Genomic DNA, 25769 nt, shown 5'->3' with positions numbered 1-25769 from the left:
CGGGGTGCTGATCGGGATGCTCTCGCTGGTGATCCTGCTGACGGCGACACTGGTCCCCGACGCGGTCGAGCGGAGCCACCGTCTGATCGCCGGAGTCGGGGGAGCGGTGCTCGCGGGGGCGCTGCTGGTGCTGCTGGCCGTGGTGGGCTTCTTCACCCTCGGGTCCCTGCTCGATCTCGGCGGGACCGTGCTGGCCGTCCCCGTGCTCGGGGCCGTCGTGGCCGGAACGGCCCTCCGGCTCCTCGGCGGCTCCCACGGACGACGTCGGGCCGGTGCGCTCCTGCTCGCGGGCGGGGCCTCGGGCGCGGTGTGGTTCTTCGCGTCCTGGTGGTTCCTCACTGCGCTCGCGGCGGTGGCCCTGGCCGCGGGGCTCGAGCCCGCGGGAGCGCAGTAGGTCCCGCGGGGACCCGTTCCCGTGGCGGGACGGTAGAGTCGGGCACCGTGACGACTCCCGCGCGGCGCCGCTCCGCGGCGCGCCGGTGAGAACCCCGCACCTTGACCACGCTTCGACAAGGACACCACATTGGCAGAGTTCATCTACACGATGTACAAGGCCCGCAAGGCCGTGGGCGACAAGGTCATCCTCGATGACGTCTCCATGAGCTTCTACCCGGGCGCGAAGATCGGCATGGTCGGCCCCAACGGCGCCGGCAAGTCGACGATCCTGAAGATCATGGCGGGCCTGGACCAGCCCTCCAACGGCGAGGCGCGACTCAGCCCCGGCTACACCGTCGGCATCCTCCTGCAGGAGCCGCCGCTCGACGAATCCAAGACCGTCCTGGAGAACGTCCAGGAGGGCATGGGCGACCTGTACCGGAAGGTGCAGCGCTTCAACGCGATCGGTGAGGAGATGGCGGAGCCCGATGCTGACTTCGACGCCCTCATGGAGGAGATGGGCAAGCTCCAGACCGAGATCGACGCCGCGAACGGCTGGGACCTCGACTCGCAGCTCGAGCAGGCGATGGACGCGCTGCGCTGCCCGCCCGGCGACGAGGCGGTGACCCACCTCTCCGGGGGTGAGCGCCGCCGCGTGGCGCTGTGCAAGCTGCTGCTGGAGAAGCCCGACCTGCTGCTGCTGGACGAGCCCACCAACCACCTCGACGCCGAGAGCGTGCTCTGGCTCGAGCAGCACCTGCAGCAGTACGAGGGCGCGGTCATCGCCGTCACCCACGACCGCTACTTCCTCGACCACGTCGCCCAGTGGATCGCCGAGGTCGACCGCGGCCACCTCTACCCCTACGAGGGGAACTACTCCACCTACCTGGAGAAGAAGGAGGAGCGTCTGCAGGTCCAGGGCAAGAAGGACGCCAAGCTCGCCAAGCGCCTCAAGGAGGAGCTGGAGTGGGTGCGCTCCTCGGCGAAGGGTCGCCAGGCCAAGTCCAAGGCGCGTCTGGCCCGCTACGAGGAGATGGCCGCGGAGGCGGAGAAGACCCGCAAGCTCGACTTCGAGGAGATCACCATCCCGCCGGGCCCGCGCCTGGGCAACGTGGTGATCAACGCCAAGGACCTGCAGAAGGGCTTCGGTGAGCGCCTGCTCATCGACGGGCTCTCCTTCTCGCTCCCGCCGAACGGCATCGTGGGCGTCATCGGTCCCAACGGCGTCGGCAAGACCACGCTGTTCAAGACCATCGTCGGCCTCGAGCCGCTGGACGGCGGGGATCTGAAGATCGGCGACACCGTCCAGATCAGCTACGTCGACCAGAACCGCGAGAACATCGACCCGGAGAAGAATCTCTGGGAGGTCGTCTCCGACGGGCTGGACTTCATCCAGGTCGGCAAGGTCGAGATCCCCTCGCGCGCCTACGTCTCCCAGTTCGGCTTCAAGGGTCCGGACCAGCAGAAGAAAGCCGGCGTCCTCTCGGGCGGCGAGCGCAACCGTCTCAACCTCGCGCTCACCCTCAAGCAGGGCGGCAACGTGCTGCTCCTCGACGAGCCGACCAACGACCTCGACGTGCAGACCCTCGGCTCGCTCGAGAACGCCCTGCTGGAGTTCCCCGGCTGCGCCGTGGTCGTCTCCCACGACCGCTGGTTCCTCGACCGCGTCGCGACGCACATCCTGGCCTACGAGGGCACCGAGGAGAACCCCTCGAACTGGTACTGGTACGAGGGCAACTTCGAGTCCTACCAGAAGAACAAGGTCGAGCGACTGGGCGAGGACGCGGCGCGACCGCACCGCGTCACCTATCGCCGCCTGACTCGCGACTGATCCGCACCGGGCCGCGGCCCAGGACGGAGGAGGGGCATCGCCGAGCGGCGGTGCCCCTCCGTCGTCCCCGGGGCAGGTTCGGGACGCCGGCTCAGTGCGCGGGGTCGAGGCTCGCCACGATCCGCTCGGACGGGGTGCCGGACATGTTCTGCGGCGACATCTCGCGCGTGACCAGGAGCCGCTCGACCCCCTGCTCCGCGGTCAGCTCGATCGTGCCGTCGGTCTGCAGCTCGAGCACGCCGAGGTCCTGCAGTGCCCCGTCCTGCTCGCCCCACAGCTGCAGCACCTCGCCGTCGTACCCGCGCACGCCCTCGGCGCGCAGGGCGAGCTCAGTGTCGGTGAGGACCGCCTGCCAGGTGCCGTTGTCGCTCACGCCCGGCACGAACCGGGCGCTCGGGTCCATGCTCTGCGCGGCCCAGGCGGCGCTGAACTCCTCCGTGCGGGCGAGATCGTCGCGGGCCCCGAGCAGCAGCAGGCCGAGCACGAGCGCGCCGATCAGTCCCAGCACCGCGAGAGTGCGCGAGATCCACGGCGCGCCGCGGGGGCGGCGGCGGGCGGCCCGCGCCTCGGCGCGTCGGCGTCGCCGGCTCCGGTCGCCCTGCGCGGATCCCGTGTAGGCGAAGGCGGGGACGGCGGCCCCGGACTCCCCGCCGTCGGGGACAGCGCCCGGGAACGGCAGCGGAGTGGCGGGGGAGGCCAGCGACGCGGAGCCCAGCCGGGTCCCGGCCACGGCGGGCGGCCCCACCAGGCGGCGCTGGCTGTCGGTGCCCAGCACCGGTGTCGCATAGGAGCCGCGATAGGGCGCCTCCGGCCCCGGGGCGATCGCGGCTGACGGGACGGCGGGCGCAGGGTGGGCGGCGGACGCCGACGGCGCCGAGGGCGCGGTGCCGGCGGACGGGGTGGACGGGGCAGACGAGGCGGGGCCCGCGGACGAAGCGGTGCCCGCGGACGGCGCGGTGCCCGCGGATGGGGCGGGGCCCGCGGCCGGGCCGGGACGCGCCTCGGGGACGGACCCCGTCGTCCCGTCGCGGCCGGTCGGGCCCGCGGGGCTCCCGAGGTGCGCCGCCGGGAAGCCCTCGAGGACGGGGACGCGCAGATCCCGGCTGGGCGTCACCGCGGTCAGCAGCGTCAGCCGGGCCGCCGCCTCGATTGCTCGCCGATGGATCAGCACGCTCTCCCCGGAGGTCGACAGGCGCGTCAGCCGCGCCTGCTCCTCCGCGGTGGCGAGGGCGAGGGCGTCCAGGGCGGCGAGGGCCCGGACGGCGCGCGATCCCGACTCGGGCTCGGCCAGCGGTCCCGAGGGCACCAGGCGCTCCAGTGCCTCGGCCAGGACCGTCGCGGCGTCCTCCCGGTCGCTCGCCGGGTAGGGGAAGCGGCCCTGCGCGGCGGACTCGACCAGGGCGCGATCGGCAGGAGGCAGGGTCAGGAGGACCCGCTGCACCTCGATCTCCCGGCGGTCGCGGGTGCGGTCCGCGGCGTCCTCCGGGGCGATCAGGGAGCGTACGGTGCCGCGCGGGGAGGTCGAGACCGCGGCGCGGCGCGCCCGATCGAGCACCGCCACCTCCCCGGGGAGCCCTCCCGTCGCCAGCTGTCCCGCATCGCGCAGGCACGAGCGCAGCACGGCGATCGAGATCCGTTCGGCCCGGGCGGAGGATCCCGTGACCTGCACCGCGAGGCCGTGGACCCGGGGCGCCAGGAGCTCGACGAGGCCGCGTGCGGCGCGATGGTCCCCGCCCGCGATGCGACGCAGCAGGGTGCGGACGGGATCCAGACGCTCGGAGAGGTCGATCGTGTCCTCGGGGATCTCGACGATCTCCCCCGTATTCGTCCCGATCCTCATCGGACGTCCTCCCTGACGATGCCTGATGGGTCCCCACCCTGATGCCTCGACCAGACATTGTGGCAGGCCGGAGACCTCCCCGGGGTGCGTGGTGGACGGAGGAGGCGATCAGGGTGGCCGAAGGGTGGCGGTCAGCCCGGACGGAGCCGCCGGAAAGAACTTGCAGGATTCCGTATCGGCGGGAGCTGTGGAGTGGCATGGCTGCAGAACATCGTCGCAGGTGGACAGGCTTAAGACGTCGCTCATAGGCATGTTCGACGCTCCGCAAGATCAGTGCAAGCCGACCCCGACTCCTCGGGTACTCTCGTGCCATGAAGCCGATCTCCACGATCACGGTGTCCTCCGCCCTCCCGAGCGTCCTCGAGCCCCTGCGCGACCTCGCGCTGAACCTGCGCTGGACCTGGCGCCGCCAGACCGTCGACCTCTTCCGCAGCCTCGACCCCGAGGCGTTCTCCGCGAGCGGCGGCAACCCCATCGCGATGCTCCCGCGGGTCCCCGCGGGCCGTCTCGACGAGGCCGCGCACGACGAGACCTTCCTCGCCCGCATGCGCGCGGAGTCCGGCGACCTGCGCACCTATCTCGACTCGGGCCGCTGGTTCCAGCGCACCGTGCCCGCGAACGGCGTCGGCACCTCGGCGATCGCGTACTTCTCGATGGAGTTCGGCATCACCCCGACGCTCCCGATCTACTCCGGCGGCCTCGGCATCCTCGCCGGCGATCACCTCAAGTCCGCCTCCGACCTCGGCGTGCCGCTGGTCGCGATCGGCCTGCTCTACCAGTGGGGCTACTTCTCGCAGTCCCTGGACCGCAGCGGCTGGCAGCAGGAGGAGTACAAGCTCAACGATCCCGCCGAGCTCCCCGTGAGCGAGGTCCGCGGCGCCGACGGCGAGCAGGTCACCGTCTCCGTCACCCTCCCCGGCGGTCGCGAGGTCGCCATCGCGCTCTGGGTCGCGCAGGTGGGTCGCATCCCGCTGCTCCTGCTCGACACGAACGTCGAGGCCAACGACGAGGAGGCGCGCCAGATCACCGACCGCCTCTACGGCGGCGACCACGAGCACCGCATCGTCCAGGAGATAGTCCTGGGCATCGGCGGCGTGCGCGCCGTCGCCGCCTTCGCCGCGGCGACCGGCCACCCCGCGCCCACCGTCTTCCACCTCAACGAGGGCCACGCCGGCTTCTCCGGCCTCGAGCGGGTCGGCCAGCTGATGCAGGCCGGCGCGAGCTTCGCCGAGGCCGTCGCCGAGGTGCGCGCCGGGACCGTCTTCACCACGCACACCCCCGTCCCCGCGGGCATCGACCGCTTCGCGGCCCAGGAGCTGCGCGGCTACCTCGACGCCGACGAGTCGGGGATCTCCCGCCTGATCCCGGCGCTGCCCGTCGAGGCCTCCCTCGCCCTCGGGACCGAGGAGGGCGGCGAGATCTTCAACATGGCGCACCTCGGCTTCCGCATCGCCCAGCGCTCCAACGGGGTCGCGAAGCTCCACGGCGCCGTCTCCCGCGGCATGTTCCAGGACCTCTACCCGGGCTTCGACGTGCCCGAGGTGCCGATCACCTCGGTGACCAACGGCGTGCACCGCCGCACCTGGACCTCGGCGCACATGGACGACCTCTACAAGAAGGCGCTCGGCGACGTCGACATCTCCGCGATGTCCGACTGGTCCGCGCTGTCGACCCTCACCGATCACGACCTCACCGATGCGCGGGACGCGCTGCGCGGGGAGCTCGTGGACATGGCCCGGGCCCATGTGAAGCGGGCCTGGCTGCGCCGCGGAGCCGACGAGGCGGAGCTCGCCTGGACCGAGTCGATCCTCGACCCGCGCGCCCTCACGATCGGCTTCGCCCGCCGTGTCTCCACCTACAAGCGCCTCACGCTGATGCTGAGCGATCCGGAGCGGCTGCGGCGCATCCTGCTGGACGAGGAGCGCCCCGTCCAGTTCGTGATCGCCGGGAAGTCCCATCCCGCCGACCGCCCCGGCAAGGAGTTCCTCCAGCAGCTGGTGCAGTTCGCCGACGACCATGGCGTGCGTCACCGCATCGTCTTCCTCCCGGACTACGACATCCGCATGGCCTCGGTGCTGATCGCCGGCTCCGACGTGTGGCTGAACAACCCGATCCGCCCCGAGGAGGCCTCGGGCACCTCGGGCATGAAGGCGGTCCTCAACGGCGGTCTCACCTTCTCCATCTCGGACGGCTGGTGGGACGAGATGAAGGACGACGCGGCCGGATGGACCATTCCCACCGCGGATCTGCCCGATCAGGGCGAGCGCAACCGCCTCGAGGCGGAGGCCCTCTACGAGATCCTCGAGAACCGCATCGTGCCGCTGTTCTACGAGCGCGACGCGCGCGGGCTGCAGCGCGGCTGGATGACCAAGGTCCGGGCCTCGCTGGTCTCGGTCGCCCCGCAGATCACCGCCGCCCGCATGGTCCGCGACTACGTCACCGATCTCTACCTGCCGGCAGCGCGCGCGGCCTCCGCCTTCCACGCCGATCCGGCGCTGGCCGGGTCGTTCACCGCGTGGAAGGACGCCGTGCAGGCCGCCTGGTCCCAGGTGGCGGTGCGCTCGGCGACGCTCGAGGGCGCGGGCTCCGGGGCGGTCACCGCGGGCGCCGAGGTGACCCTCGCGGCCGAGGTCGAGCTCGGCGGGCTGCGTGACGAGGATGTCCTCGTCGAGGCGGTCCTGGGCCCGATCGGCGCCGAGGGTGAGATCATCGACCCGCAGCTGATCCCGCTGCAGCGCGCGGAGGACGGTCGCCACACCGCCCGACTCGCGCTCGCCGTCCCCGGCGAGGTGGGCTTCACCGTGCGGGTCACCCCGCAGCATCCGGTGCTCGCCCATCGCGCCGAGCTCGGGCTGGTCGCCACCGCCTGAGCGCCGCCCGCAGCACCCCACCCGGAAGGTCCCGACCCCGTGCCGACCCGTCGCCAGTTCCTGCTCACCACCGCCGCGACGGGACTGGCCGGGGTCGGGGCCCTCTCCGCCTGTTCCCGGCCCGCTCCCGAGCTGGAGGAGGGCGACGCCCTCCGGATGCGGGTGTGGAGCGAGCAGGCGGCCTCGGCCTACACCACCTCCCTCGCGGCGTTCACCGAGTCGACCGGCCTGACGGTCGAAGTCGAGGTGCTGACCTGGGACGACTACTGGAAGCAGATGCCGCTCGACGCCGCGGCCGGCACCCTTCCGGACGTGATATGGATGAACACGGCGAACCTCGCCGCGGCGATCGAGGGGGATCATCTCCTCGAGGCGGGGCCGATGGTCGGCTCGGCGGTCGGTCAGTGGGATCAGATCGCCGCGGACCAGTACACCGTCGACGGTGCCCTGTGGGGCGTGCCGCAGTACTCCGACCAGTCGCTGCTCGTGGCGCACGACGATCTCGTCTCCGGTGCCGGGGGCGATGCCACCGCCCTCGGCGCGGAGCCGGCCGCCCCCTCCGACGCGCTCCGGGATCTCGCCCGCGCGATCACGGTCGACGGCGAGGGCCGCCACCCCGGCGACGAGGGATTCGATGCCGACTCCCGCACCGCCTTCGGTGTCGGAGCCCACCTGGACCGCAGCGCCGTGCTGGGCCCGTTCGTGGCCGGACAGGGCGGGAGCTGGCAGGACGAGGAGGGTGCCTTCACGCTCGACTCCGCCGAGGCGGTCGCCGCGATCCAGTACCTCGCCGATCTCACCACCTCCTCACTCGCCCCCGACGGCACCGAGACCACCCAGGACCCCGCGCGTTGCCGGAACCTCTTCCTCGAGGGACGCCTGGGCCTGCTCCAGACCGGCACCTACGATCTCGGCACCCTGGTCGACGGGATCGCCCAGAGCTTCCCGTGGTCCGTCCATCCGGTGATCCCCGGCCCGCGCGGGGCGCGTCCGCTGGTCCACGCGGTCGCCGCCGTCGCGGTCGACCCGGACGACGAGGACCGCGAGGCGGCGATCGGCGAGCTGATGAGCTGGCTCGGCACGGTCGAGGGGCAGCGGCCCCTGGCCGAGAACCGGATCGGTATCCCCGGTCATCGAGATCTGCGCAGCGCCTGGGAACAGGCCTGGTCCGAGCAGGGCGTGGACGTCAGCGCGATCGGCGCCCCCGAGGAGGTCGCCGCGCCCGAGCACGGGCTGCGCTCGGCCGAGGGCACCGCGGCGGCGCTCGGCGTGATCGCGGAGGTGTTCCGTGGGGAGGCCGCCGCCGCCGAGGCCATGCCCCGCGCGCAGGCGGCGGCCGAGGCGGCCGTCGGCTGATCCGCTCGCGGGATCAGGCGCCGCGAGCGCGGATCATGCCCTCCTGAGTGACCGTCGCGACCAGGTCGCCGGCCCGGTCGAAGACCTGACCGTGGGTGAGCCCGCGCCCGCCCGCGGCACTGGGCGAGCGCTGCACGTAGAGGAGCCACTCATCGGCCCGCACGTGCCGGTGCCACCAGATGGCGTGGTCGATGGTCGCCATCTTCAGCCCCGGGGTCATCCAGCTCAGCCCCTGCCGGCGCAGGATCGGCTCGAAGGGCGTGTAGTCGCTCGCGAAGGCGAGGATCGCGTCGTGCACGAGGGCGTCGGCGGCGACGGGCGCGAGGGTGCGCATCCACACCATCTGCGTGTCGCTCGCGCCGCCGTTCGCATCGGGCCGCAGGTAGATCGGGTCCGTCACGTGACGGATGTCGATCGGGCGCTGCGTGGACCAGTAGCGGGCCACCGGGTGGTCGATGCCGGCGAGGACGTCCGCGGTCGTCGGCAGCCCGTCCGGGTCGGGGGCCTCGGGGGCGTGCTCGGAATGCTCCAGCCCGTCCTGCTCCTCCTGGAAGGAGGCGGTCATCGCGAGGATGGTGCGCTCGCCCTCGTCGGCCGTGCGGCCCGGCTGGGTCGCGAGCACGCGCCGCACCGAGAAGGAACCACCGTCGCGCAGCGCGTCCACCTGGAAGCGGATCGGGTGCCGGGGATCGCCGGGGGCGAGGAAGTAGGAGTACATCGAATGGATCCGACGGCCCTCCGGGGCGGTGCGGCCCACCGCCGTGACCGCCTGCCCCATCACCTGCCCGCCGAACACGTGCCCGCCCGGCTGAGGGTTGGAGTCGCCCTCGAAGGCGGCGACGGTGGTCGGGGCCGAGAGGGCGGGGTCCACCTCGAGCGGGCGCAGGTCGAGCAGGTCGACGAGTCCGGCGACGACGGCGGAGGGATCCGGGACGGTGGTGCTCATGGGCCGATCGTACTGGTCATACGATGGACGGCATGGCTTCCCCCGATGCGGCGCCCGCCGCCCCCGACACCTCCGTGGACGTCACCGTCCCCGTCCGCTGGACCGATCTGGACGCCTACGGGCACGTGAACAACGCCGCGATGGTGCGCCTGCTCGAGGAGGCGCGCATCGCGGCCTTCTGGCTCGCACCCGCCGAGCAGATCGCCCTGGGCGCCCCGGCGGCGATCGCCCCGCTCCCGGGCGGTGGCACCGATGCGCCGGTCTCCACGGTGATCGCCTCGCAGCGCATCGAGTACACGCGCATGCTCGGGCACCGGCGCGACGGCGCCGTGGTGCGCCTGTGGATCTCCCGCCTCGGCGGGGCGTCGATCGCGGTGGACTACCTCGTGCTCACCCGCGACGATCCGGGCGGCACCTCGCCCTACGCGCGGGCCCGCACCGTCGTGGTGATGGTCGATGCGGTCAGCGGCCGGCCGGTGCGGCTCGATGCGGACTCCCGCGAGCGCCTCTCGCCCTTCGCCGGCGAGGGGCTCGTCTTCCGCGACTGAGCCGCGGGGCCGCGCGCGGGAGTCGACTCGAGCCCGTCGGTCGCCGGGTCAGGAGAGCTGACCGGGGACGACCTGGCCGGCCATCGGCGCCTCGCCGCCGTCGACCGTGTTCACCAGCGAGTGCGCGGCCCGTTCGAGGTAGTCCCACAGGGTCTCGCGGTGCAGGGGCGCCAGCTCGAGGGAGTCGACCGCGTCGCGCATGTGCCCGAGCCATGCGTCCCGGGCCGCCGGGGAGACGGGGAAGATGCCGTGGCGGATCCGCAGCCGCGGGTGGCCGCGCTCGGCGCCGTAGGTCTTCGGACCGCCCCAGTACTGGGCGAGGAAGGTCGCCAGGCGGTGCTTCGCCCCGGTGAGGTCCTCCTCGGGGTACATCGGCCGCAGCAGCGGATCCTCGGCGACGCCCGCGTAGAAGCGGTCCACGAGGGCGAGGAAGGTGGGCTCGCCGCCCACCGCCTCGTAGAAGCTGAACTGTGCTGCGGGATCTCCGGCCATGGGGGTCCTCCGGGATTCTGGGGTGACGGGGCGGGTGGGGCGGACGGGAGCGATCAGGTGGGCTTGACGGCGTCCACGAAGCGGGGCACCGCGAAGGCGATGTCGGCGCTCGCGAAAGCGGTGCGGATCCGGCCGCGCAGCTCCCGTTCGAGCGCCCACTGCTCGCCGGGGGCGGTCTGGATGATCACCCGGCGCTGGTAGCGGGTGCCGTCCACGCCCAGCATGCCGGAGACGTCCGCGGGGCCCAGGATCACGGGCTTCCACGTCTCGTCGGCCGCGAGCTCGGCGGTGACCTGCTCGAGCACGGCGGTGACCTGCTCGTCGTCGGCGCCGGCGTCGATGTCCAGGGTGACCACGGCGTTGGAGAAGCCGCGGGACCGGTTGCCGATGCGGATGATCTCGCCGTTGCGGACCGTCCACAGCGCGCCGTCCATGCCGCGCACCTGGGTGACGCGCAGATTGATGCCCTCGACGGTGCCCTCGGCGTACTCGAGGTCCACGTAGTCGCCGACCGCGACGATGTCCTCGAAGAGCATCACGATGCCGGCGACGATGTCCTTGATGATCGTCTGGGCGCCGATGCCGGCGGCCAGACCGATCACGCCGAGGGAGGCGATGACCGGGGCGATGTTGACCCCCAGCTCGGACAGCACCATCACCAGGGCGACGGCCCAGATCACCATCCGGGCCACGTTCCGGGCGACGTTCGAGAGGGTCTCGGCGCGCTGCTCCCGACGGGCCTGCGCGGCCTTCTGCGCGCGGGCGTCCCGCCGGACCACGGCCCCGGTCACCGAGGACAGACGGGCCGAGGAGTCCGCCATGGTGCGGAAGAAGCGGCGCAGCAGCCAGGACACGACGCCGCTGACGACCGCGGCGGCGACGAGCACCACGATGATCCGCACGCCACTCGTGACGAGCCAGCGCAGCAGCGAGTCCATGACGGTCAGCGCCACGTCGGCGCTCGGGGCGGAGAGCAGCGGGGTCAGATCAGGCATGCCGCCACGGTAGCGCCCGGCCCTGGCCGCTGTCCGTGTCGCAGGCCCGCCCCGGGACCGTGCGACTGCTCACGGTGCCGGGGGGCCTGCGGGGCGCGGTGTCAGTCGCGGTCGGCGGCCCGGACCCGCTCCTGGCGGGCCACGGTGTCGCGGCCCTCGACGACGATGCGGCGCAGGCCGAAGGGGGCGTCCTCGTTCTCCTCGAGCCACGAGTCGGCGTCGTCCAGCACGGTCTGGCCGCCGAACTCGGAGGGGAAGTAGCCCTGCGCGAGCCGGTTCGCGATCTCGTTGCTGCGCTCCGCCCAGATCTGGCGCAGCGCCGCGAAGTAGCGCCGACGGTACGGGGCGACCAGCGACTCGTCGGCCACCCGGCGGAAGCCGAGCACCACGGCGGTGACCGACTCGTTGGCGAGCTCGTCCTGCTCCATCGTGGTCCGCCACGCCTCGGCCTTCGCCTCGGCGGTGGGGCGTGCGGCGCGGGCTGTGAGCGCGGACTTGCGGCCGGACTGGGTGTCGTCGGTCGCGAGGACCGCGTCGATCCCCGCCTCGTCGAGACCGCCGAGGGCCGCGAAGGCGATGACCAGCTTCCAGCGCAGGTCGGTGTCGATGGTGCGACCCGGCAGCGTGCGCTCGCCGGAGAGCAGACCCGCGAGGACCTCCCGGTGCGCGTCGGTGCTCGCGAGGCGGGCGAAGGCCTCGAGGCACTGCAGCTGGGTGTCGGATCCGGCCTCGGCCTGCTCCGTGAGCTCCCACAGGGCGGACGCCGCAGCGGCGGTGCGCCCCGCCCGGTCCGCGGGGGCGGCGTAGGGACCGGCGACGGTCTCGAGCTGCTGGAGCAGGGTGCGGATCACGGAGGAGGACTGCTCGCCGGTGAGGTTCGCGAGCACGAGCTGCTGGAAGCGGCGGCTGGGCAGCTCGCCGTCGCGGACCATGTCCCAGGCGGCCGACCACAGCAGGGTGCGGGCCAGCGGGTCGGCGAGGTCGCGCAGATGCTCCATGGCGACGGCGAGGGAGGCGGGGTCCAGGCGCACCTTCGCGTAGGCGAGGTCACCGTCGTTGACCAGCCACAGGTCGGCGCGCTTCCCGACCAGGGCGGGCACCTCGGTGAGGGCGCCGTCGACGTCGAGCTCGACGCTCTCGGTGCGCTCGAGCCGGCCGCCGACGAGGGAGAACCCGCCCACCTGCAGGCGGTGCGGGCGCAGGGTGGGGTGCTCGGCGGGCGCGGTCTGCGCAATCGCGAAACGGGTGAGGGTGCCGTCGGCGTCCTGCTCGAGGACGGGGGAGAGGGTGTTCACCCCGGCGGTCTGCAGCCACAGTGCCGCCCACGAGGAGAGGTCGCGCCCGGAGGTGGCCTCGAGCTCGACCAGCAGATCGCGCAGTTCGGTGTTGCCCCAGGCGTGCTTCGCGAAGTAGGCGCGGACGCCGGCGAAGAACTCCTCGCGGCCCACGTAGGCGACGAGCTGGCGCAGCACCGAGGCGCCCTTGGCGTAGGTGATGCCGTCGAAGTTGGTCTCGACCGCCTCGAGGTCGACCATGTCGGCGACGATGGGGTGGGTCGAGGGCAGCTGGTCCTGGCGGTAGGCCCAGCCCTTCTCGGAGACGGCGAAGGTGGTCCAGGAGTCGGTCCAGTCCGTCGCCTCGGCGGAGGCGAGGGTCGAGGCGTACTCGGCGAAGGACTCGTTCAGCCACAGGTCGTCCCACCAGCGCATGGTGACGAGGTCGCCGAACCACATGTGCGCCAGCTCGTGCAGGATCGTGAGGTCGCGCCGCTCGCGGATCGCGCCGGAGACCTCGGAGCGGAACACGTAGGCCTCGACATAGGTGACGGCGCCCGGGTTCTCCATCGCACCCATGTTGTACTCCGGCACGAAAACCTGGTCGTACTTGCGGAACGGGAAGTCCTGGTCGAAGGCCTCCTCGTAGAACTCGATCCCGCGACGGGTCACGTCGATGACGTAGTCCGCGTCGACGTGCTCGGCGAGCGAGGCGCGGGCGTAGACGCCCATGGGGATGGTGCGGCCGTCCCGGGTGGGGACCGAGCCCTCGCCACCGCGGTAGTCGCCGGCGATGAGCGCGACGAGATAGGTGGACATCCGCTCCGTCGGCTCGAAGGCCCAGGTCGCGGTGCCTTCTCCGGCGGCCGACGGCGCAGGGGTGGGGGCATTGGAGATGACCCGCCAGTGGGCGGGGGCGGTGACGGTCAGTGCGAAGGTCGCCTTGAGGTCGGGCTGCTCGAAGCAGGCGAACATGCGCCGCGCGTCGGAGACCTCGAACTGGGTGTAGAGGTACACCTCGTCGTCGACCGGGTCCACGAAGCGGTGCAGGCCCTCGCCGGTGTTCATGTAGCGCCCCTCGGCGAGGATCCGCACCGTGTTCTCGCCCTCGCGCACGGCGGGCAGCTGAACCCGGGCGCCGTCGAAGCGGGAGGCGGGATCCTCGAGCAGCTCGCCGTTGAGCTCGACCTCGGTCACCGCCTTCGCGAGCAGGTCGACGAAGGTCTCGCGGCTCTCGCTCGCGGTGAAGCGGATCGTGGTCTCGGTGCGGAACGTCTCCGGCCCGGTGGTGAGGTCCAGGCGGATGTCGTAGGCGTCGGTGGCGAGGAACGAGGCGCGGCTGCGGGCCTCGTCGCGGGTGAGGTTCTCGGAGGACATGGAGACATCCTGCCACTGACCGGGAGGTCACCCGGAAGGAATCGAGGGCGCATCAGCGCAACCCGCTCACCGCCTGGTCAGGTCCAGCTCCCAGGTGTAGTGCTCGGGGAGGGTGGGCAGGGGCCAGGAGGGGTCCGGGAAGAAGTACTCGTAGCCGGCGGAGAACGGATAGGCCCAGTCGGCGATGTGCCGCTCGGCGAGGCGCCCCGCCTCGCGGATCCCCTCCACCTCCTCGGCGGAGAAGTAGCCGGTGCGCTCGGCGCCCTCGAGCTCGTCCTCGTCCTTGTAGTGCCAGTCCCGGCGGGGCAGCACCACGAGGTCCAGCACGAGGTCGCGAGTGCGGATGCCCTCCTCGGTGCGCTCGTAGGGCGTCTCGAGGTTTACGTAGTAGCAGCCGAGTGAGCCGTCGTCCTTGTAGAACAGCCACACCGAGTACGGGGTATCGGGCAGGCCGATCATGAGGATGCCGTTGCCGGTCCACAGCTGCTTGGACTGCACGCGGGGGGCGGTGAACATGCCCTCGTCGCCGGCGCGGCGCAACGCCGCCCCGGACTGCAGCACGGGCAGCAGCACCTCGGTGCCGGGGGCGATCCACACCACGACGCCGCGGTCGTCGTCGAGCACGACGGTGCCGGGGCGCACGGTGCGCGTGGGGTGCTGTGGGGTGTAGTAGGTCCAGGTCACCTGGTCGCCGGGCGACCAGCGCGGGGTGGAAGACATGGTGGAGGTCCCGGCCGGATCGGCCTCCACGGACGCCCCGTACCGACCGGCCACCGGGCCGGGGCTGCGCTGCCCGTGAAGGGGTAGGCGTATGGGGCGACCATACCGCCTCCCGGGGAGCGGGGCGTCAGGCGCGCCGGTCTCGACGCCGCGGACGCGCCGCCCGGACGGACCGGTTCAGGCCCGTCGCAGCTGGGCCGCGACCGGGCAGTCCATCGGGTCGGCGTAGCCGAGGCCCACCCGGTTGAGGTACTTGATGACGATGATGTAGGAGCGCAGCAGGGACGTCTCGGTGTAGACGATGCCCTTCTCGGCGCAGAACTCCTTGACCAGCGGCCGCACCTTGCGCAGATGTCCGGAGGGCATGCGCGGGAAGAGATGGTGCTCGATCTGCAGGTCGAGCCCGCCCATGGCCCAGTTCATCAGGCGGCCGCCGGTGATATTGCGGGAGGTGAGCACCTGGCGGCGCAGGAAGTCGACCTCGAGGTCCTCGGGCAGGATCGGCATGCCCTTGTGGTTCGGGGCGAAGGAGCCGCCCATGGTGATGCCGAAGACGGCCAGCTGCACCGCGAGGAACCCGACCGCCCATCCCGGGGACATGGTCGCGAACGCCAGCACGGGGAAGCCGAGGATCCGGATCCCGCAGAGCACGGCCTCGGCGAGGCGGTGCTTCATCTTGGTGTCGCGGAGGACGCTGGAGATCGCCTCGTAGTGGAGCACGAAGGCGAACAGGCTCAGCAGGGGCAGGAAGGCCCATCCCTGGCGCTTGGCCAGCCAGGCCATGAACCCGGAGCGGCCCTGCTCGTCGCCGGGGACGAACACGAGCACGCCGCCGGAGATGTCGCCGTCCTTGCCGATGGTGTTCGGGTGGGCGTGGTGCTTGCCGTGCTTGCGGTTCCACCAGGCGACGCTCAGGCCCACCACGAGGTTGCCGATGATCCTCGCGAACCACTGGTTGCGGCGGCCCGAGGCGAACACCTGCTGGTGCGCCCCGTCGTGCGCGAGGAAGGCGAATTGGGTGAACAGGACGCCGAAACCGGCGCCGAGCAGCAGCAGCCAAGGCGAGTCGGGGATCAGCACCATGCCGGCGATCCCGGCGGCGAGGATCACGGTGAGCAGGGCGGTGCGCAGCACGTAGGTACGCACGTCGCGCCCCATCAGGCCCGCGGCCTTCACCCGTTCGGTGAGCTCGAAGTAGTCGCGATTGGCGGCGGCGCGGGGCCGGGGAAGAGCGCCGGGCGTCGGCTCCGGCAGCGTGTCGAGAGCGGTCATGGCCGCGACGCTAAGGAGGTGATCGTCCCGTGCGCGTCACCCGCGGGAGCGAACCTGCACCCCCTACCGGGGTAGGGGGTCCGCGATCGGGATCAGAGCCCGGACCGTGAAGCCGCCGTCCTCCCGCGGCCCCGCCGTGATGCTGCCGCCGAGCGCCGTGACCCGCTGCTGCGCGCCGGCCAGCCCCAGCCCCGAGCCGGGGATCGGCGCGTGATCGGCCTGGGGGGCACCGTTGACGACGACGACGGCGAGAGCTCCGTCGTCGGCGCTGACGCGCACCGTGATCGGGGCGCCACGGGCATGGCGCAGCGCATTGGAGAGTGCCTCCTGCACCACGCGGAAGGCGGTCAGACCCACCGTCGGCGGGACCTCGACCGAGTCCAGCTCGGCGTCGATTCGCGCCCCTGTCGCCCGGCTCGCGTCGATCAGCTCGGGGAGGTCCGCAAGACCCGGCTGGGGGAGGTCTTCGGGGCCCTCGTCGGTGCGCAGGGTCGCGAGCAGGGCGCGCATCTCGGAGAGGGCCTGGCGGGAGGAGGCGGCGATGTCCTCGAACTCCTGCTCGGTGCGGGCGTCGAGACCGCCGAGGCGGAAGCGGGCCGTGCCCGCCTGCACCGTGATCACGGACATCGAGTGCGCGACCACGTCGTGCAGCTCGCGGGCGATGCGGTGGCGCTCCTCGAGCTCGATGCGGCGCCGCATCTCCTCCGCGGTGACGGTCTCCGCCTCCTCGACGCGCTCGCTGACCAGCACCAGCTGGCGGACCGTGAGGCCCAGCAGCACGACCGCTCCGCTGATCGCGACCTGCACCACGGCATTGGTCGACACCTGGCGCAGCACGGGCCCCGGCAGGTCGACCGGCACGGTCGCGACGAGGGCGAGGAGTGTCAGCACCGCCCCGGCGGACCACCCGGCGAGCGACCAGTACCAGCGGTGCAGCACGGCGAGGACCGCGAGCACGAGGCAGTGCGCGATGAGCGCCGTGACCGGCCACGGCCACGGCGCGAGGGCCTGTGCGGGAGCGGTGACGAGCATCGTCGCCGCCGCGCCGAGGACCGACAGGGCGAGCCCCTCGCGGGGTCGGCCGACGGCGACCAGCGGCGCCGCGGACGCCGCGACCGCGACGAGCATGGCGAGCGCCGGATGCACGTCGTACAGCGCGGCGGTGACCGGCCAGCCGACGGCCAGCAGCACGACCCCCAGGAAGGCCACCGTCATCCGCGTCCACGCCTCCTCGTGGAGGACCGTCGCCGGGCCGGAGACGGCGGCGCGCGGACCGGGAGCTGGGCGGGAGCCGGGCTCCTCCCCACCCAGCAGCGGCACCGTCACCAGCACATCGAGCCGGGCCAGCTGATGCACCACCGCCGGAAAGGAGAGGGCGAGTACGACGCCGAGGGCGAGCGCCACCGCCCATTGCCCGCCGAACGGCAGCGGCGCGGCGGGCAGGGCCCGTCCCCACGCCCAGAAGCTGAGCCCGCCCAGCGCCGCGCCCGCCCAGGCGACCGCCGCGCCCGCGGTCACGGCCCGCACCGGCAGGGCGATCAGCGCCTCGAAGGCGAGGTCCAGCCAGCGTCGCGGATCCCCGAGCAGCGGCAGCAGGCCGCGCACCCCGCGGCCGCGTCGCCGGTAGTCCGGTGGGGCCACCCGGACCCCCCAGCGCACCAGCCGGGCCCGATCCCAGCCGGCGATCATGGCCGCGAGCCCGAGGGTGACGGGGAGGAGCACCACGCCGACCCACACCGCCGCGAGCACGGCGGAGACGGCGGCAAGGGGCAGCAGCATGATCGCGGCGAGCAGCGTCAGGCCGAGCCCGGTCATCACCAGGTCGAGGTCGTGGCCGAGGCGCCGCAGCGCCCGTCGATCAGGGACGAGAGCCATCGCAGGTCCCTCCCGGGGACCGGCGGTACCGTGTCGCCATGCCCCCCTCCTCCCCGTCCGAGCTCCGCGTGCTGATCGTCGACGACCAGTCGATGATCCGGGCCGGCTTCGAGGCGCTCCTGGACGCGCAGGAGGGCATCACCGTGGTGGGCACCGCGGGGGACGGCGCCGGGATCACCGAGGTGGTGCGCCGCACGCGGCCCGATGTGGTGCTCATGGACATCCGCATGCCCCACGTCGGCGGGCTCGACGCGACCCGGGCGGTGCTCGCCATGCCCGGCACGCCTCCGCGGATCATCATGCTGACCACCTTCGACGCCGACGAGTACGTGTTCGCCGCCCTGCGCGCGGGCTCCAGCGGCTTCCTGCTCAAGGATTCCACACCGGAGGAGCTGGTCCACGCGGTGCGGGTGGTGGCGGCGGGGGAGTCCCTGCTCGCCCCGCGCGTGACCCGCGCCCTGATCGAGGACTACGTCTCCCGCCCGGAGCCGGCCGTGCGCACCTCCCCGCGCCTCGCCGATCTCACCGAGCGCGAGCTCGAGGTGCTCCGCGGGGTCGCGCGCGGTCTCGCCAATCGGGAGATCGCCGCGGAGCTGGTGATGGCCGAGCAGACCGTGAAGAGCCACGTCTCGCGGATCCTCGCCAAGCTCGGCGCGCGGGATCGCACCCAGCTGGTGGTCACCGCCTATGAGACGGGCCTCGTGCGCCCCGGCGCCTGAACCCTTGGCTCAGAAGGCGGCCCAGAGGAGGCCGCCCGAGCCGGCGAGCAACGCGGTAGCGAGCAGCAGCAGACCGAGGCCCAGGCCACGGCGGGATCCCCGCGGGGTCCCGGCCGACGGCGGAGGACCGGCGGGAGCGGCCGACGGGCCGAGCGCCGGAACCGACCATCCGGTGCCGGGCACGGGAGAGCCGATCGCAGGTGCAGGTGCAGGTACCGGCGATCCTGCACCGGAGGACGGCGAGCCGATCGCGGGCGCGGGTGAGGCCGCGGCGGAGACCGCACCGCGTGCCGGGGGAGAGCCGATCGGATCCCGCGGAGTGGGCCTGCGGACGAACAGCTCGGTGGGGGAGTCGGGGCCGGAGCTCGCGGTCGAGCGCGCCGTCAGCCGCTCGTGCAGCCCCGGCGCGAGACCCGCGAGCGAGGCAGGCCCCTCGAGCGGCACCTCTCGGCGCCCGTCGGTCCCCTCGACCCGGTCCGGCACCGTGACCCGGGCGCCGGAGCGGGTGAGCGCCCAGTGCTCCGGGGGCGCCGAGAACTGCGGGATGGTCTCCCGCGCCTCCGCGGCGCTCGGGCGGTCGGCCGGATCGACGCTCAGCATGGCGTGCAGCAGCGCGCCGAGCGGGCCCGCCGCCGGATCGGGACTGCCGGCGAGCGCGGCGTCGAGGCGAGCGGGGAGCTGGTCCGCCGTCGGCCGTTCCCGCGGTGCGGTCGGGGCGAGGGCCTCGAGCGCGCTGGCCGCGGCGGCCCAGACGTCCTGCGCGGTGGAGGTGGTCTGCCCGGCGATCGCCTCGGGGGCCTGGAAGCCGGGCGTTCCCTGGACCAGGCCCGTCTCCGTGAGGCGGATGTCGGAGGTGTGCAGGGCGATGCCGAAATCGGCCAGCAGCAGGTGCGGGGCGGCCGCGTCGGTCGCGGCGAGGAGCAGGTTCGCGGGTTTCACGTCGCGATGCACCCAACCGGACTCGTGCAGCGCCGCGAGGGCGTCGAGCAGCTGGCGCAGCAGGTGCGCGACCAGGGCGGGGGAGAGCGGGCCGTGCTCCGCCGTCAGCGAGGCCAGGGTGCCGCCGTGGACGAGGGGCATCACCAGCACGATCGTGTCGTCCTCGGCGACCCAGGTGTACGGGGGCAGCAGATGCGGGTGCCGGCCCAGATCCTGCGCGGTGCCGACGCTCTGCTCGCGCACGAACCGCAGCACCTCGGCGCCGTCGCGCTGCCGCATCACCTTCGCGGCGCAGATCGCGCCGTAGCGACGGTCGACCGCGCGCCACAGCGACCCCGAGGCGCCTCGGGCCAGGGGGTCGAGCAGCTCGATGCGGCCTGCGATGACATCGGACATGATGGGGCCATGCTAGGGCACCTGCTCCCCGTCACGATCCCGGTTCCGATCCGGGTCCCGATCCGGTCCGTGCCGTCCCGCGCGGACCTCCGCGATCCCGCGGGACGACCTCCGCGGACCGGGCGCCTCGCCCTGGGCGGAGCGCTCGCCGTGCTCCTCGCGGTCCTGGGCTCGCCGTCGGCGCTCGCCGACCCCGCGGCGGTGGACGAGGTGCCGGAGCACGCCTACCGGGTCGAGGGCGCGGAGGTCTCGGGCGGGGCCTCGCTCGCCCAGGCCCCGGAGATCACCCCCGGCATCGTCCGGGACGTTCTCGAGGAGGGTGCGACGGGCGACTCCGCCGAGGGCACCGCGAAGTACTACCGGATCGCGGTCGCCGACGGGCAGCGGGTGCATGCGGCGGCGACGATCGCCGCGCCGCCGTACGCGGACGGCCTGCCCGAGGAGCGGGAGCCGCTCGACGTCGACGTCGACCTCGTCACCGCGCAGGGGGCGGACTGCGTCGACGGCAGCACCCGTACCGCGGGGGAGACCGGCACCGGCGACGGCCCGATCACCACCGCTCGGCTCTCGGCCGAGGTCGGGCCCGACGGATGCGCCGGTGAGACCCTGTACCTGCGCGTCCAGCGCCTCGGTGCACGGGACGCCGAGCGTCCCCTGCCCGTCGAGATCCAGGTCGCGATCCAGCCGGCGGGCCTCGGCGGCGGAGCCCCCGCGGTCGAGGAGCCGATAGAGGACGACGGGGCGGCGCCCGTCGCTCCCGAGAACACGGAGCCGATCGCCCCGGGTCGATCTTTCGCGACCGCGACCCGCCTCGAGCCGGGATCGACCGTGCTCGAGCTGCTGCCGGGGGAGTCCGCGCTGCTGGACATCGACGTGCAGGAGGGCCAGCGGCTGCGCTGGCGCACCGAGGTCACGGCTCTGCCGTCCGAGGGCAGCCCCGACATCGGGCTGCGCGTCTTCGACGCCGTCCGCGGGCCGGTCACCGTGGACGGCGGGATGTGGACGGTGCACAGCGCCGCGACCATCAGCGGCGGCGGCATGGCCGCGCCCGTCGACCTCGGCAACCGCAGCTCGGAGACGGAGTCGATCCGCTCCGCCTGGCTCCCGGGGACCTACACGGTGCAGCTGCAGCGCCGGCAGCTCCCCGAGGGCGCCCCCGCCGCGGAGGCCGAGCCGGTGCGCCTGATCCTCACCCTCGAGGTCGAGGGCGAGGTCGCCGAGGATGCCGCCGAGGGCGAGGTGCTCGAGCTCGGCGACGCCTCCCCGGAATCGCGCCGGGGCCCGCTCGGCGGCGACTGGACCGCCGGACGGATCGCCCTGCTGGCCGGGGCCGGGGTGCTCGGCGTGCTCGGCCTCGGGACCGGGCTCGCCGGGGTGCTCGTGCTGATCCGCCGCCGCTGATCCTCGCGCCGGGCCGGTTCAGCCGGACCGGTTCAGCCGGACCAGGCCTCCCACAGGCGCGCGTACACGCCGCCGCGTTCCACCAGCTCCTGGTGCGGGCCCTGCTCGACCACGCGACCGCCCTCCATCACCAGGATCCGGTCGGCGACCATCGCCTGCGAGAGCCGGTGCGCGACGATGATCGTCGTGCGCCCGCGCGCCACCTCGAAGGCGGCGCGCTCGAGGGTGCGCGCCCCCGAGGAGCCCTCGTCGGCCGTGGCCTCGTCGAGCACCAGCACCGCGGGGTCCTGGAGCACGATCCGGGCGAGGGCCAGCTGCTGGGACTGCTCAGCCGTGAGCCGCTCGCCCTTTTCGCCCACCTCGGTCTCCAGGCCCTTCGGGAGGGCGAGTGCCCACGTCTCCGCGTCGACGAGGCGCAGCGCGGCGAGCAGCTGCTCGTCGGTCGCGTCGGGGCTCGCGAGCCGCAGGTCCTCCGCGAGGGTGCCGCGGAAGACGTGCACGTCCTGGCTGACGATGCTGGAGTGGCGGCGGATCGCCTCGAGATCGGCGCGGGCGAGGTCGGCCCCGCCGTGCAGCACGCGGCCGTGGCGCGGCTCGAGCGTGCCGGCGATGATCGCCGCGAGGGTCGACTTGCCGGCGCCCGAGGCACCCACGAGCGAGACGGTCTCCCCGTCGGCGATCGTGAGGTCGATCGGGTGCAGGACGGTCCGCTCGTTCCCTTCGTCGTCGGTGCCGTAGGCGTGGGAGACGCCCTCGAGCCGGATCGAGCCGTCGGAGGGGATCTGTTCACCGGGGGAGGCGGCGGGGTCGATCGCCTCGATCACGCCGACCATGCGGGTGAGCGACGCGGCGGCGGACTGCACGTCGTCGAGGCTGAAGATCAGGTTCATCATCGGCCACAGCAGGGAGATCAGGTACAGCGCGGCGGCCGTCACCAGGCCCACGGGGGCACCCGAGACGTTGACCATCACGTAGCCGAGCACGAGCACCAGGGCGATCGCGATGTTCTCGGGCCACACCATCACCTTGACCAGCTTGGTCACCAGGGTCATGACGCGCATGCCGAGCACGACGGCGGTCTCGGAGAGCACTGCGACGTGGCGGGTCTCGCGCCGCTCGATGCCGTAGGCGTGCACGGTGGGGATGCCGTGGATCGCGGAGAGCAGGCCCTGGGCGCGGGCGCCCATCGCGACCCGCTCGCGGCGGTAAATGGGCGCGGTGCGGCGCAGGTACCAGACCCCGGCGCCGACGTACATCGGCACCACCACGACCACCAGGATCAGCAGCCACGGCGAGAGGGTCGCCATGCCGATCAGGGTCACGACCACGTAGAAGCCCATCTGGATGATGTTGGGCACCACGTTGTTCACGGCGCGGGCGGTGACGTCCACGTCGTCGGCGACGCGCGAGAGGGCGTCGCCGATACCGGTGATCTCCATGGTCTGCGCGGGCAGGTCGAGGGCGCGGTCGATCACGTCCTCGCGCATCCCGGCGAGGACCCGCTGGCCGAGGCTCGACACGAGCGCCCAGCCGAGCGCGGCGAGGATCGCCTGCAGCACGCCGGCGAGCATGATCAGCCCGCCCTGGCGCCACAGGTCCGCGGAGCCCGCCCCGGACTGCACCAGGTCGACGGCCCCGCCGATCAGGCGCGGCATCCAGGCCGCGGCCGCGGCTCCCGCGATGACCACCAGCAGGGTCAGCACGGTCATGCCGCCGAAGCGGCGCAGGCGCGCGCCGACATGGCGCACCGAGGTGGGGACGTCCGCGATCGGCAGGATCTGGGCGTGCTCATCGAGCTGGCGGCGCGCGGTCGCGTCGACCGCGAGCAGCTCCTCGGGGGAGGCGTCCCAGTCGATCAGGGTCAGATCGGCCACCGGGGCGGGGGCCGACGGGGGCGTGCTCGAGCGGGTCATCGCTGCACCATCTCCCGGTAGTCGTCGCGGTCCATGAGGTCGAGGTGGTCGCCCTGCGCGGCGAGGCGGCCGCCGCGCACGTAGACCACCTCGTCGGCGGCGCGCAGGAGGGCCGGTGAGCGGGTGACCAGCAGGGTCGCCCGGTCGTCGTCCCGGCGCGCCGCGACGAGCGCCTCGGCGATGTGCTGCTCGGTCACGGCGTCCACCGCGGTGGTGGGGTCGTGGAGCACGAGCACCGGGGCGTCGGCCGCGACCGCCCGGGCGAGGGCGATGCGCTGGCGCTGGCCGCCGGAGAGGTTCGCGCCGCGGTCGAGGATGCGGGTGTCGTAGGACTCGGGCAGGATCCGCAGCAGGTCCTCGGCGCCCGCGGCGTGCAGGGCCCGCTCCTCCCAGCCCTCCTCGCTGCCCTCGGGCAGACGGGTCGCCAGCTGCTCGCGCAGAGTCCCGTCGAAGAGGTCCACCACGTGCGGCTCGACGAGCAGGTCCGCGCGGGTCGAGAAGCGGGTGCGGGTGGTGACCTCGAGGGAGGACCGCTCGGGGTTCGCCGGATCGCCGAGGTGCACGCCCGTGCTCTCGCCCTTCCCGCCGACGGCGGCGATCACCGCGTCGGCGTCCCGCGGATCGGCGCAGGCGAGCGCCACGATGCGGCCGTCGGGGACGGTGAGATCGAGCCTCGTCGTGGTCGGCGCGCCGTCGGCTCTGTCGTCGTCGGCCCCGATGGCCCCGTCGGCCGGGCCGTCCGCGGCCGGCATGGCGCCGAGGGGGAGGTTTCGCAGGTGCAGGCCGCCCACCCCGGCGCGGCGCTCGCCGCGGCGGGCCTCGCCGCGATCGTCGCGGGCGCGGGCGAGGTGGTCGATGCTCAGCTCGGGGTCGTCGATGGTGCGGCCGAGGTCCGCCAGCAGGTCGCGCACGCGGCGGCCCGAGGTGGACATCGACGCCCACCACACGGGCAGGCCGGAGAGGCCCTGCAGCATGCCCATGTTGTTGCGGGCCACGCCGACGACGGCGATCAGGGTGCCGATGGTCATGTCGCCCGCGATCGTGCGCTGGGCGGCGATGATCACCACGGCCGCCATCATCGCGGCGGTGACCAGGGTGGTCAGGCCGCCCGCGACGCCGGAGAAGCGAGCGTTGACGAGCGCCGCGTCGAGCGCGATGCGGGAACGCCGGCGGTACTGGGCGCGGGCCCTCGACTGCACGCCGAGGCCCTGCAGCACGCGCAGGCCGTGCACCAGGTCGGTCGCCGTCGCGGCGGCGTCGGCGGCCTTGGACTGCTGGGCGTCGTAGCGGGCGGAGAGGATCGGCGAGATCACCCGGATCACGAGGATCATCACCAAGATCCCGACGAGGGTCGCGACGCCGAGCCAGGGATCGAGGATCGCGAGCCAGGCCCCGGCGGCGAGCACCACGGCACCCGCGGGGAAGGCCCACGGCAGCATGTCCATGACGTCCGAGGCCTTGTCCGCGTCGGAGGTCGCGATCGAGAGCACCTCGCCCGAGGGTCGCTGGATCGGCCGGGACCGGGGGTCCAGGACCGCACCGGTCACGGCGACCCGCAGACGGTGCCGCTCGAACATGCGCGCCTTCTGCGAGAGCGCGAACATGATGGTCCACGCCCAGGTGCTCAGCAGCCTCAGGACGAAGATGCCCGCGGCACCGGCGAGCACCAGCGCCAGGTTCCCCCGGACGATGCCGGCGTCGATGATCAGGCCCACCAGCACGGGGACCAGCATGTCGACGCCCTCGACGAAGAAGGAGACGGCCATGATGCCGGGGATCCGGCGGCGGTGACCGCGCACGATCGACCGCATCACCGAGGGGGCGTCGGAGCGGGAGGGCGCGGAGGCGGGGGAAGCGGAGGACACCAGAGAATCCAACCCCGGCGGACGGACCGGCGCAACGGGATTTGCGCGATGACAGAATGGAGCGCATCACCCCCGAACCCGAGGAGCCGAAATGACCGCCCGCCGTGTCGAGCTGTTCGTCGATCCCGCCTGCCCCTTCGCCTGGATGACCAGCCGCTGGCTGCACCACGCTGCCCAGGTCCGCGAGGTGGAGCCGGTGTTCTCCGTCATGTCCCTCTACGTGCTCAACGAGGGCAACGACCTCGATCCCGACTACCGCGCCTCCACCAACCAGACCATCGGCGCCGCGCGCCTCGCGATCGAGATCCGTCGCACCGAGGGCGCCGAGGCCTTCTCCCGCTGGTACACCGCCTGGGGCGAGCGCTATCACGTGGGCGGGAACAAGGATCGTCGCGCCGTCGCCGTCGAGGCTCTCGCGGCCGCCGAGCTCCCCGCCTCGCTGATCGACGTCTACGAGGACGTCCCCGGCGACGAGACCGATCAGGCGCTGCGCGCCTCCCACCAGGACGCGATCTCCCGCGTCGGCAACGACGTGGGCACGCCGGTGATCTCCTTCGGCGAGGGCACCGCCTACTTCGGCCCGGTCCTCTCCCCGGCCCCGAAGGGCGAGGACGCCGGCCGCCTGCTGGACGCGCTCGCGACCATGTCCGAGCTGTCGGGCTTCTACGAGCTCAAGCGCCAGCGCACCGGCGGCATCGACCTCTCCTGAGCCGAGCGGGCCGGCCGGCCCCGACCGGCCGTTCCAGCCCGCTCCCGCTCCGCCCC

Annotated in this window: 19 protein-coding genes; 8 read left to right on the top strand and 11 right to left on the bottom strand. The window is 73.2% G+C overall.

Annotated elements, in window-relative coordinates:
* Together ACZCAH_RS14125 and ettA are read left to right on the top strand one after the other, a co-directional pair.
* The coding region (locus tag ACZCAH_RS14125) for a hypothetical protein (protein WP_464341691.1) at positions 1–394 on the top strand (394 nt) is incomplete at its 5' end.
* 129 nt (positions 395–523) lie between these two features.
* Positions 524–2206: an energy-dependent translational throttle protein EttA gene (gene ettA / locus ACZCAH_RS14120; RefSeq protein ID WP_464341690.1), complete on the top strand. Its 1683-nt coding sequence runs from the start codon at positions 524–526 to the stop codon at positions 2204–2206.
* Positions 2207–2297: 91 nt separating this feature from the next.
* On the opposite strand, the gene ACZCAH_RS14115 is transcribed toward ettA, so the two are convergent.
* Positions 2298–4046 (bottom strand): hypothetical protein, encoded by a 1749-nt coding sequence (locus ACZCAH_RS14115; RefSeq protein ID WP_464341689.1) that lies wholly within the window; start codon positions 4044–4046, stop codon positions 2298–2300.
* Positions 4047–4357: 311 nt separating this feature from the next.
* Here ACZCAH_RS14115 and glgP point away from each other — a divergent pair, with 311 nt between their 5' ends.
* Positions 4358–6916 (top strand): alpha-glucan family phosphorylase, encoded by a 2559-nt coding sequence (glgP, locus tag ACZCAH_RS14110; RefSeq protein WP_464341688.1) that lies wholly within the window; start codon positions 4358–4360, stop codon positions 6914–6916.
* 39 nt (positions 6917–6955) lie between these two features.
* Positions 6956–8272, top strand: coding sequence for an ABC transporter substrate-binding protein (locus ACZCAH_RS14105; RefSeq protein ID WP_464341687.1), 1317 nt, complete (start codon positions 6956–6958; stop codon positions 8270–8272).
* Between the two features lie 13 nt (positions 8273–8285).
* Here the strand turns inward: ACZCAH_RS14105 and ACZCAH_RS14100 are convergent, their stop codons facing one another.
* The gene (locus ACZCAH_RS14100) at positions 8286–9218 is read right to left on the bottom strand and encodes an acyl-CoA thioesterase (RefSeq protein WP_464341686.1); all 933 of its coding nucleotides are present in this window, start codon (positions 9216–9218) and stop codon (positions 8286–8288) included.
* A 32-nt stretch (positions 9219–9250) separates the two neighbouring features.
* On the opposite strand from ACZCAH_RS14100, the gene ACZCAH_RS14095 reads away from it, so the two are divergent.
* On the top strand, positions 9251–9766 hold the full coding sequence (locus ACZCAH_RS14095) for an acyl-CoA thioesterase (protein ID WP_464341685.1): 516 nt from the start codon (positions 9251–9253) through the stop codon (positions 9764–9766).
* 48 nt (positions 9767–9814) lie between these two features.
* On the opposite strand, the gene ACZCAH_RS14090 is transcribed toward ACZCAH_RS14095, so the two are convergent.
* From ACZCAH_RS14090 to ACZCAH_RS14065, 6 genes are all read right to left on the bottom strand, one after another.
* Entirely contained in the window at positions 9815–10258 is a 444-nt protein-coding gene (locus ACZCAH_RS14090; protein ID WP_464341684.1) for a globin, read from the bottom strand.
* 53 nt (positions 10259–10311) lie between these two features.
* Positions 10312–11253 (bottom strand): mechanosensitive ion channel family protein, encoded by a 942-nt coding sequence (locus ACZCAH_RS14085; RefSeq protein WP_464341683.1) that lies wholly within the window; start codon positions 11251–11253, stop codon positions 10312–10314.
* Between the two features lie 101 nt (positions 11254–11354).
* On the bottom strand, positions 11355–13904 hold the full coding sequence (gene pepN, locus ACZCAH_RS14080) for an aminopeptidase N (RefSeq protein ID WP_464341682.1): 2550 nt from the start codon (positions 13902–13904) through the stop codon (positions 11355–11357).
* 66 nt (positions 13905–13970) lie between these two features.
* Positions 13971–14624, bottom strand: a complete 654-nt coding sequence (locus tag ACZCAH_RS14075) for a ribonuclease FAU-1 family protein (RefSeq protein WP_464341681.1) — start codon at positions 14622–14624, stop codon at positions 13971–13973.
* A gap of 177 nt (positions 14625–14801) precedes the next feature.
* Positions 14802–15896: a fatty acid desaturase family protein gene (locus tag ACZCAH_RS14070; protein WP_464341680.1), complete on the bottom strand. Its 1095-nt coding sequence runs from the start codon at positions 15894–15896 to the stop codon at positions 14802–14804.
* A gap of 63 nt (positions 15897–15959) precedes the next feature.
* A complete protein-coding gene (locus ACZCAH_RS14065; RefSeq protein ID WP_464341679.1) occupies positions 15960–17771 on the bottom strand; it encodes a sensor histidine kinase in 1812 nt (603 codons plus the stop codon).
* A gap of 38 nt (positions 17772–17809) precedes the next feature.
* Here ACZCAH_RS14065 and ACZCAH_RS14060 point away from each other — a divergent pair, with 38 nt between their 5' ends.
* Positions 17810–18490 (top strand): response regulator, encoded by a 681-nt coding sequence (locus ACZCAH_RS14060; RefSeq protein ID WP_464341678.1) that lies wholly within the window; start codon positions 17810–17812, stop codon positions 18488–18490.
* Between the two features lie 9 nt (positions 18491–18499).
* Here the strand turns inward: ACZCAH_RS14060 and ACZCAH_RS14055 are convergent, their stop codons facing one another.
* Positions 18500–19825, bottom strand: coding sequence for a serine/threonine-protein kinase (locus ACZCAH_RS14055; RefSeq protein WP_464341677.1), 1326 nt, complete (start codon positions 19823–19825; stop codon positions 18500–18502).
* A gap of 9 nt (positions 19826–19834) precedes the next feature.
* On the opposite strand from ACZCAH_RS14055, the gene ACZCAH_RS14050 reads away from it, so the two are divergent.
* A complete protein-coding gene (locus tag ACZCAH_RS14050) occupies positions 19835–21226 on the top strand; it encodes a hypothetical protein (protein WP_464341676.1) in 1392 nt (463 codons plus the stop codon).
* A 32-nt stretch (positions 21227–21258) separates the two neighbouring features.
* On the opposite strand, the gene ACZCAH_RS14045 is transcribed toward ACZCAH_RS14050, so the two are convergent.
* A complete protein-coding gene (locus ACZCAH_RS14045; protein ID WP_464341675.1) occupies positions 21259–23139 on the bottom strand; it encodes an ABC transporter ATP-binding protein in 1881 nt (626 codons plus the stop codon).
* Positions 23136–25004, bottom strand: coding sequence for an ABC transporter transmembrane domain-containing protein (locus tag ACZCAH_RS14040; protein ID WP_464341674.1), 1869 nt, complete (start codon positions 25002–25004; stop codon positions 23136–23138). Before ACZCAH_RS14040 ends, ACZCAH_RS14045 begins: the two co-directional genes overlap by 4 nt.
* A 91-nt stretch (positions 25005–25095) precedes the next feature.
* Between ACZCAH_RS14040 and ACZCAH_RS14035 the strand changes: the two genes are divergently transcribed.
* On the top strand, positions 25096–25713 hold the full coding sequence (locus ACZCAH_RS14035; protein ID WP_464341673.1) for a mycothiol-dependent nitroreductase Rv2466c family protein: 618 nt from the start codon (positions 25096–25098) through the stop codon (positions 25711–25713).
* The last annotated feature ends 56 nt before the right edge of the window (positions 25714–25769 follow it).

The organism is Brachybacterium sp. B718/18, from assembly GCF_055454375.1.
This window is presented reverse-complemented; position numbering and strand designations above follow the sequence as displayed.

What these genes read in the sequence shown, in the direction of transcription:
- ACZCAH_RS14115 (WP_464341689.1), bottom strand. Translation starts at nt 4,046, where the DNA reads ATGAGGATCGGGACGAATACGGGGGAGATCGTCGAGATCCCCGAGGAC.
- glgP (WP_464341688.1), top strand. Translation starts at nt 4,358, where the DNA reads ATGAAGCCGATCTCCACGATCACGGTGTCCTCCGCCCTCCCGAGCGTC.
- ACZCAH_RS14100 (WP_464341686.1), bottom strand. Translation starts at nt 9,218, where the DNA reads ATGAGCACCACCGTCCCGGATCCCTCCGCCGTCGTCGCCGGACTCGTC.
- ACZCAH_RS14095 (WP_464341685.1), top strand. Translation starts at nt 9,251, where the DNA reads ATGGCTTCCCCCGATGCGGCGCCCGCCGCCCCCGACACCTCCGTGGAC.
- ACZCAH_RS14090 (WP_464341684.1), bottom strand. Translation starts at nt 10,258, where the DNA reads ATGGCCGGAGATCCCGCAGCACAGTTCAGCTTCTACGAGGCGGTGGGC.
- ACZCAH_RS14085 (WP_464341683.1), bottom strand. Translation starts at nt 11,253, where the DNA reads ATGCCTGATCTGACCCCGCTGCTCTCCGCCCCGAGCGCCGACGTGGCG.
- pepN (WP_464341682.1), bottom strand. Translation starts at nt 13,904, where the DNA reads ATGTCCTCCGAGAACCTCACCCGCGACGAGGCCCGCAGCCGCGCCTCG.
- ACZCAH_RS14075 (WP_464341681.1), bottom strand. Translation starts at nt 14,624, where the DNA reads ATGTCTTCCACCCCGCGCTGGTCGCCCGGCGACCAGGTGACCTGGACC.
- ACZCAH_RS14070 (WP_464341680.1), bottom strand. Translation starts at nt 15,896, where the DNA reads ATGACCGCTCTCGACACGCTGCCGGAGCCGACGCCCGGCGCTCTTCCC.
- ACZCAH_RS14065 (WP_464341679.1), bottom strand. Translation starts at nt 17,771, where the DNA reads ATGGCTCTCGTCCCTGATCGACGGGCGCTGCGGCGCCTCGGCCACGAC.
- ACZCAH_RS14060 (WP_464341678.1), top strand. Translation starts at nt 17,810, where the DNA reads ATGCCCCCCTCCTCCCCGTCCGAGCTCCGCGTGCTGATCGTCGACGAC.
- ACZCAH_RS14055 (WP_464341677.1), bottom strand. Translation starts at nt 19,825, where the DNA reads ATGTCCGATGTCATCGCAGGCCGCATCGAGCTGCTCGACCCCCTGGCC.
- ACZCAH_RS14050 (WP_464341676.1), top strand. Translation starts at nt 19,835, where the DNA reads ATGCTAGGGCACCTGCTCCCCGTCACGATCCCGGTTCCGATCCGGGTC.
- ACZCAH_RS14045 (WP_464341675.1), bottom strand. Translation starts at nt 23,139, where the DNA reads ATGACCCGCTCGAGCACGCCCCCGTCGGCCCCCGCCCCGGTGGCCGAT.
- ACZCAH_RS14035 (WP_464341673.1), top strand. Translation starts at nt 25,096, where the DNA reads ATGACCGCCCGCCGTGTCGAGCTGTTCGTCGATCCCGCCTGCCCCTTC.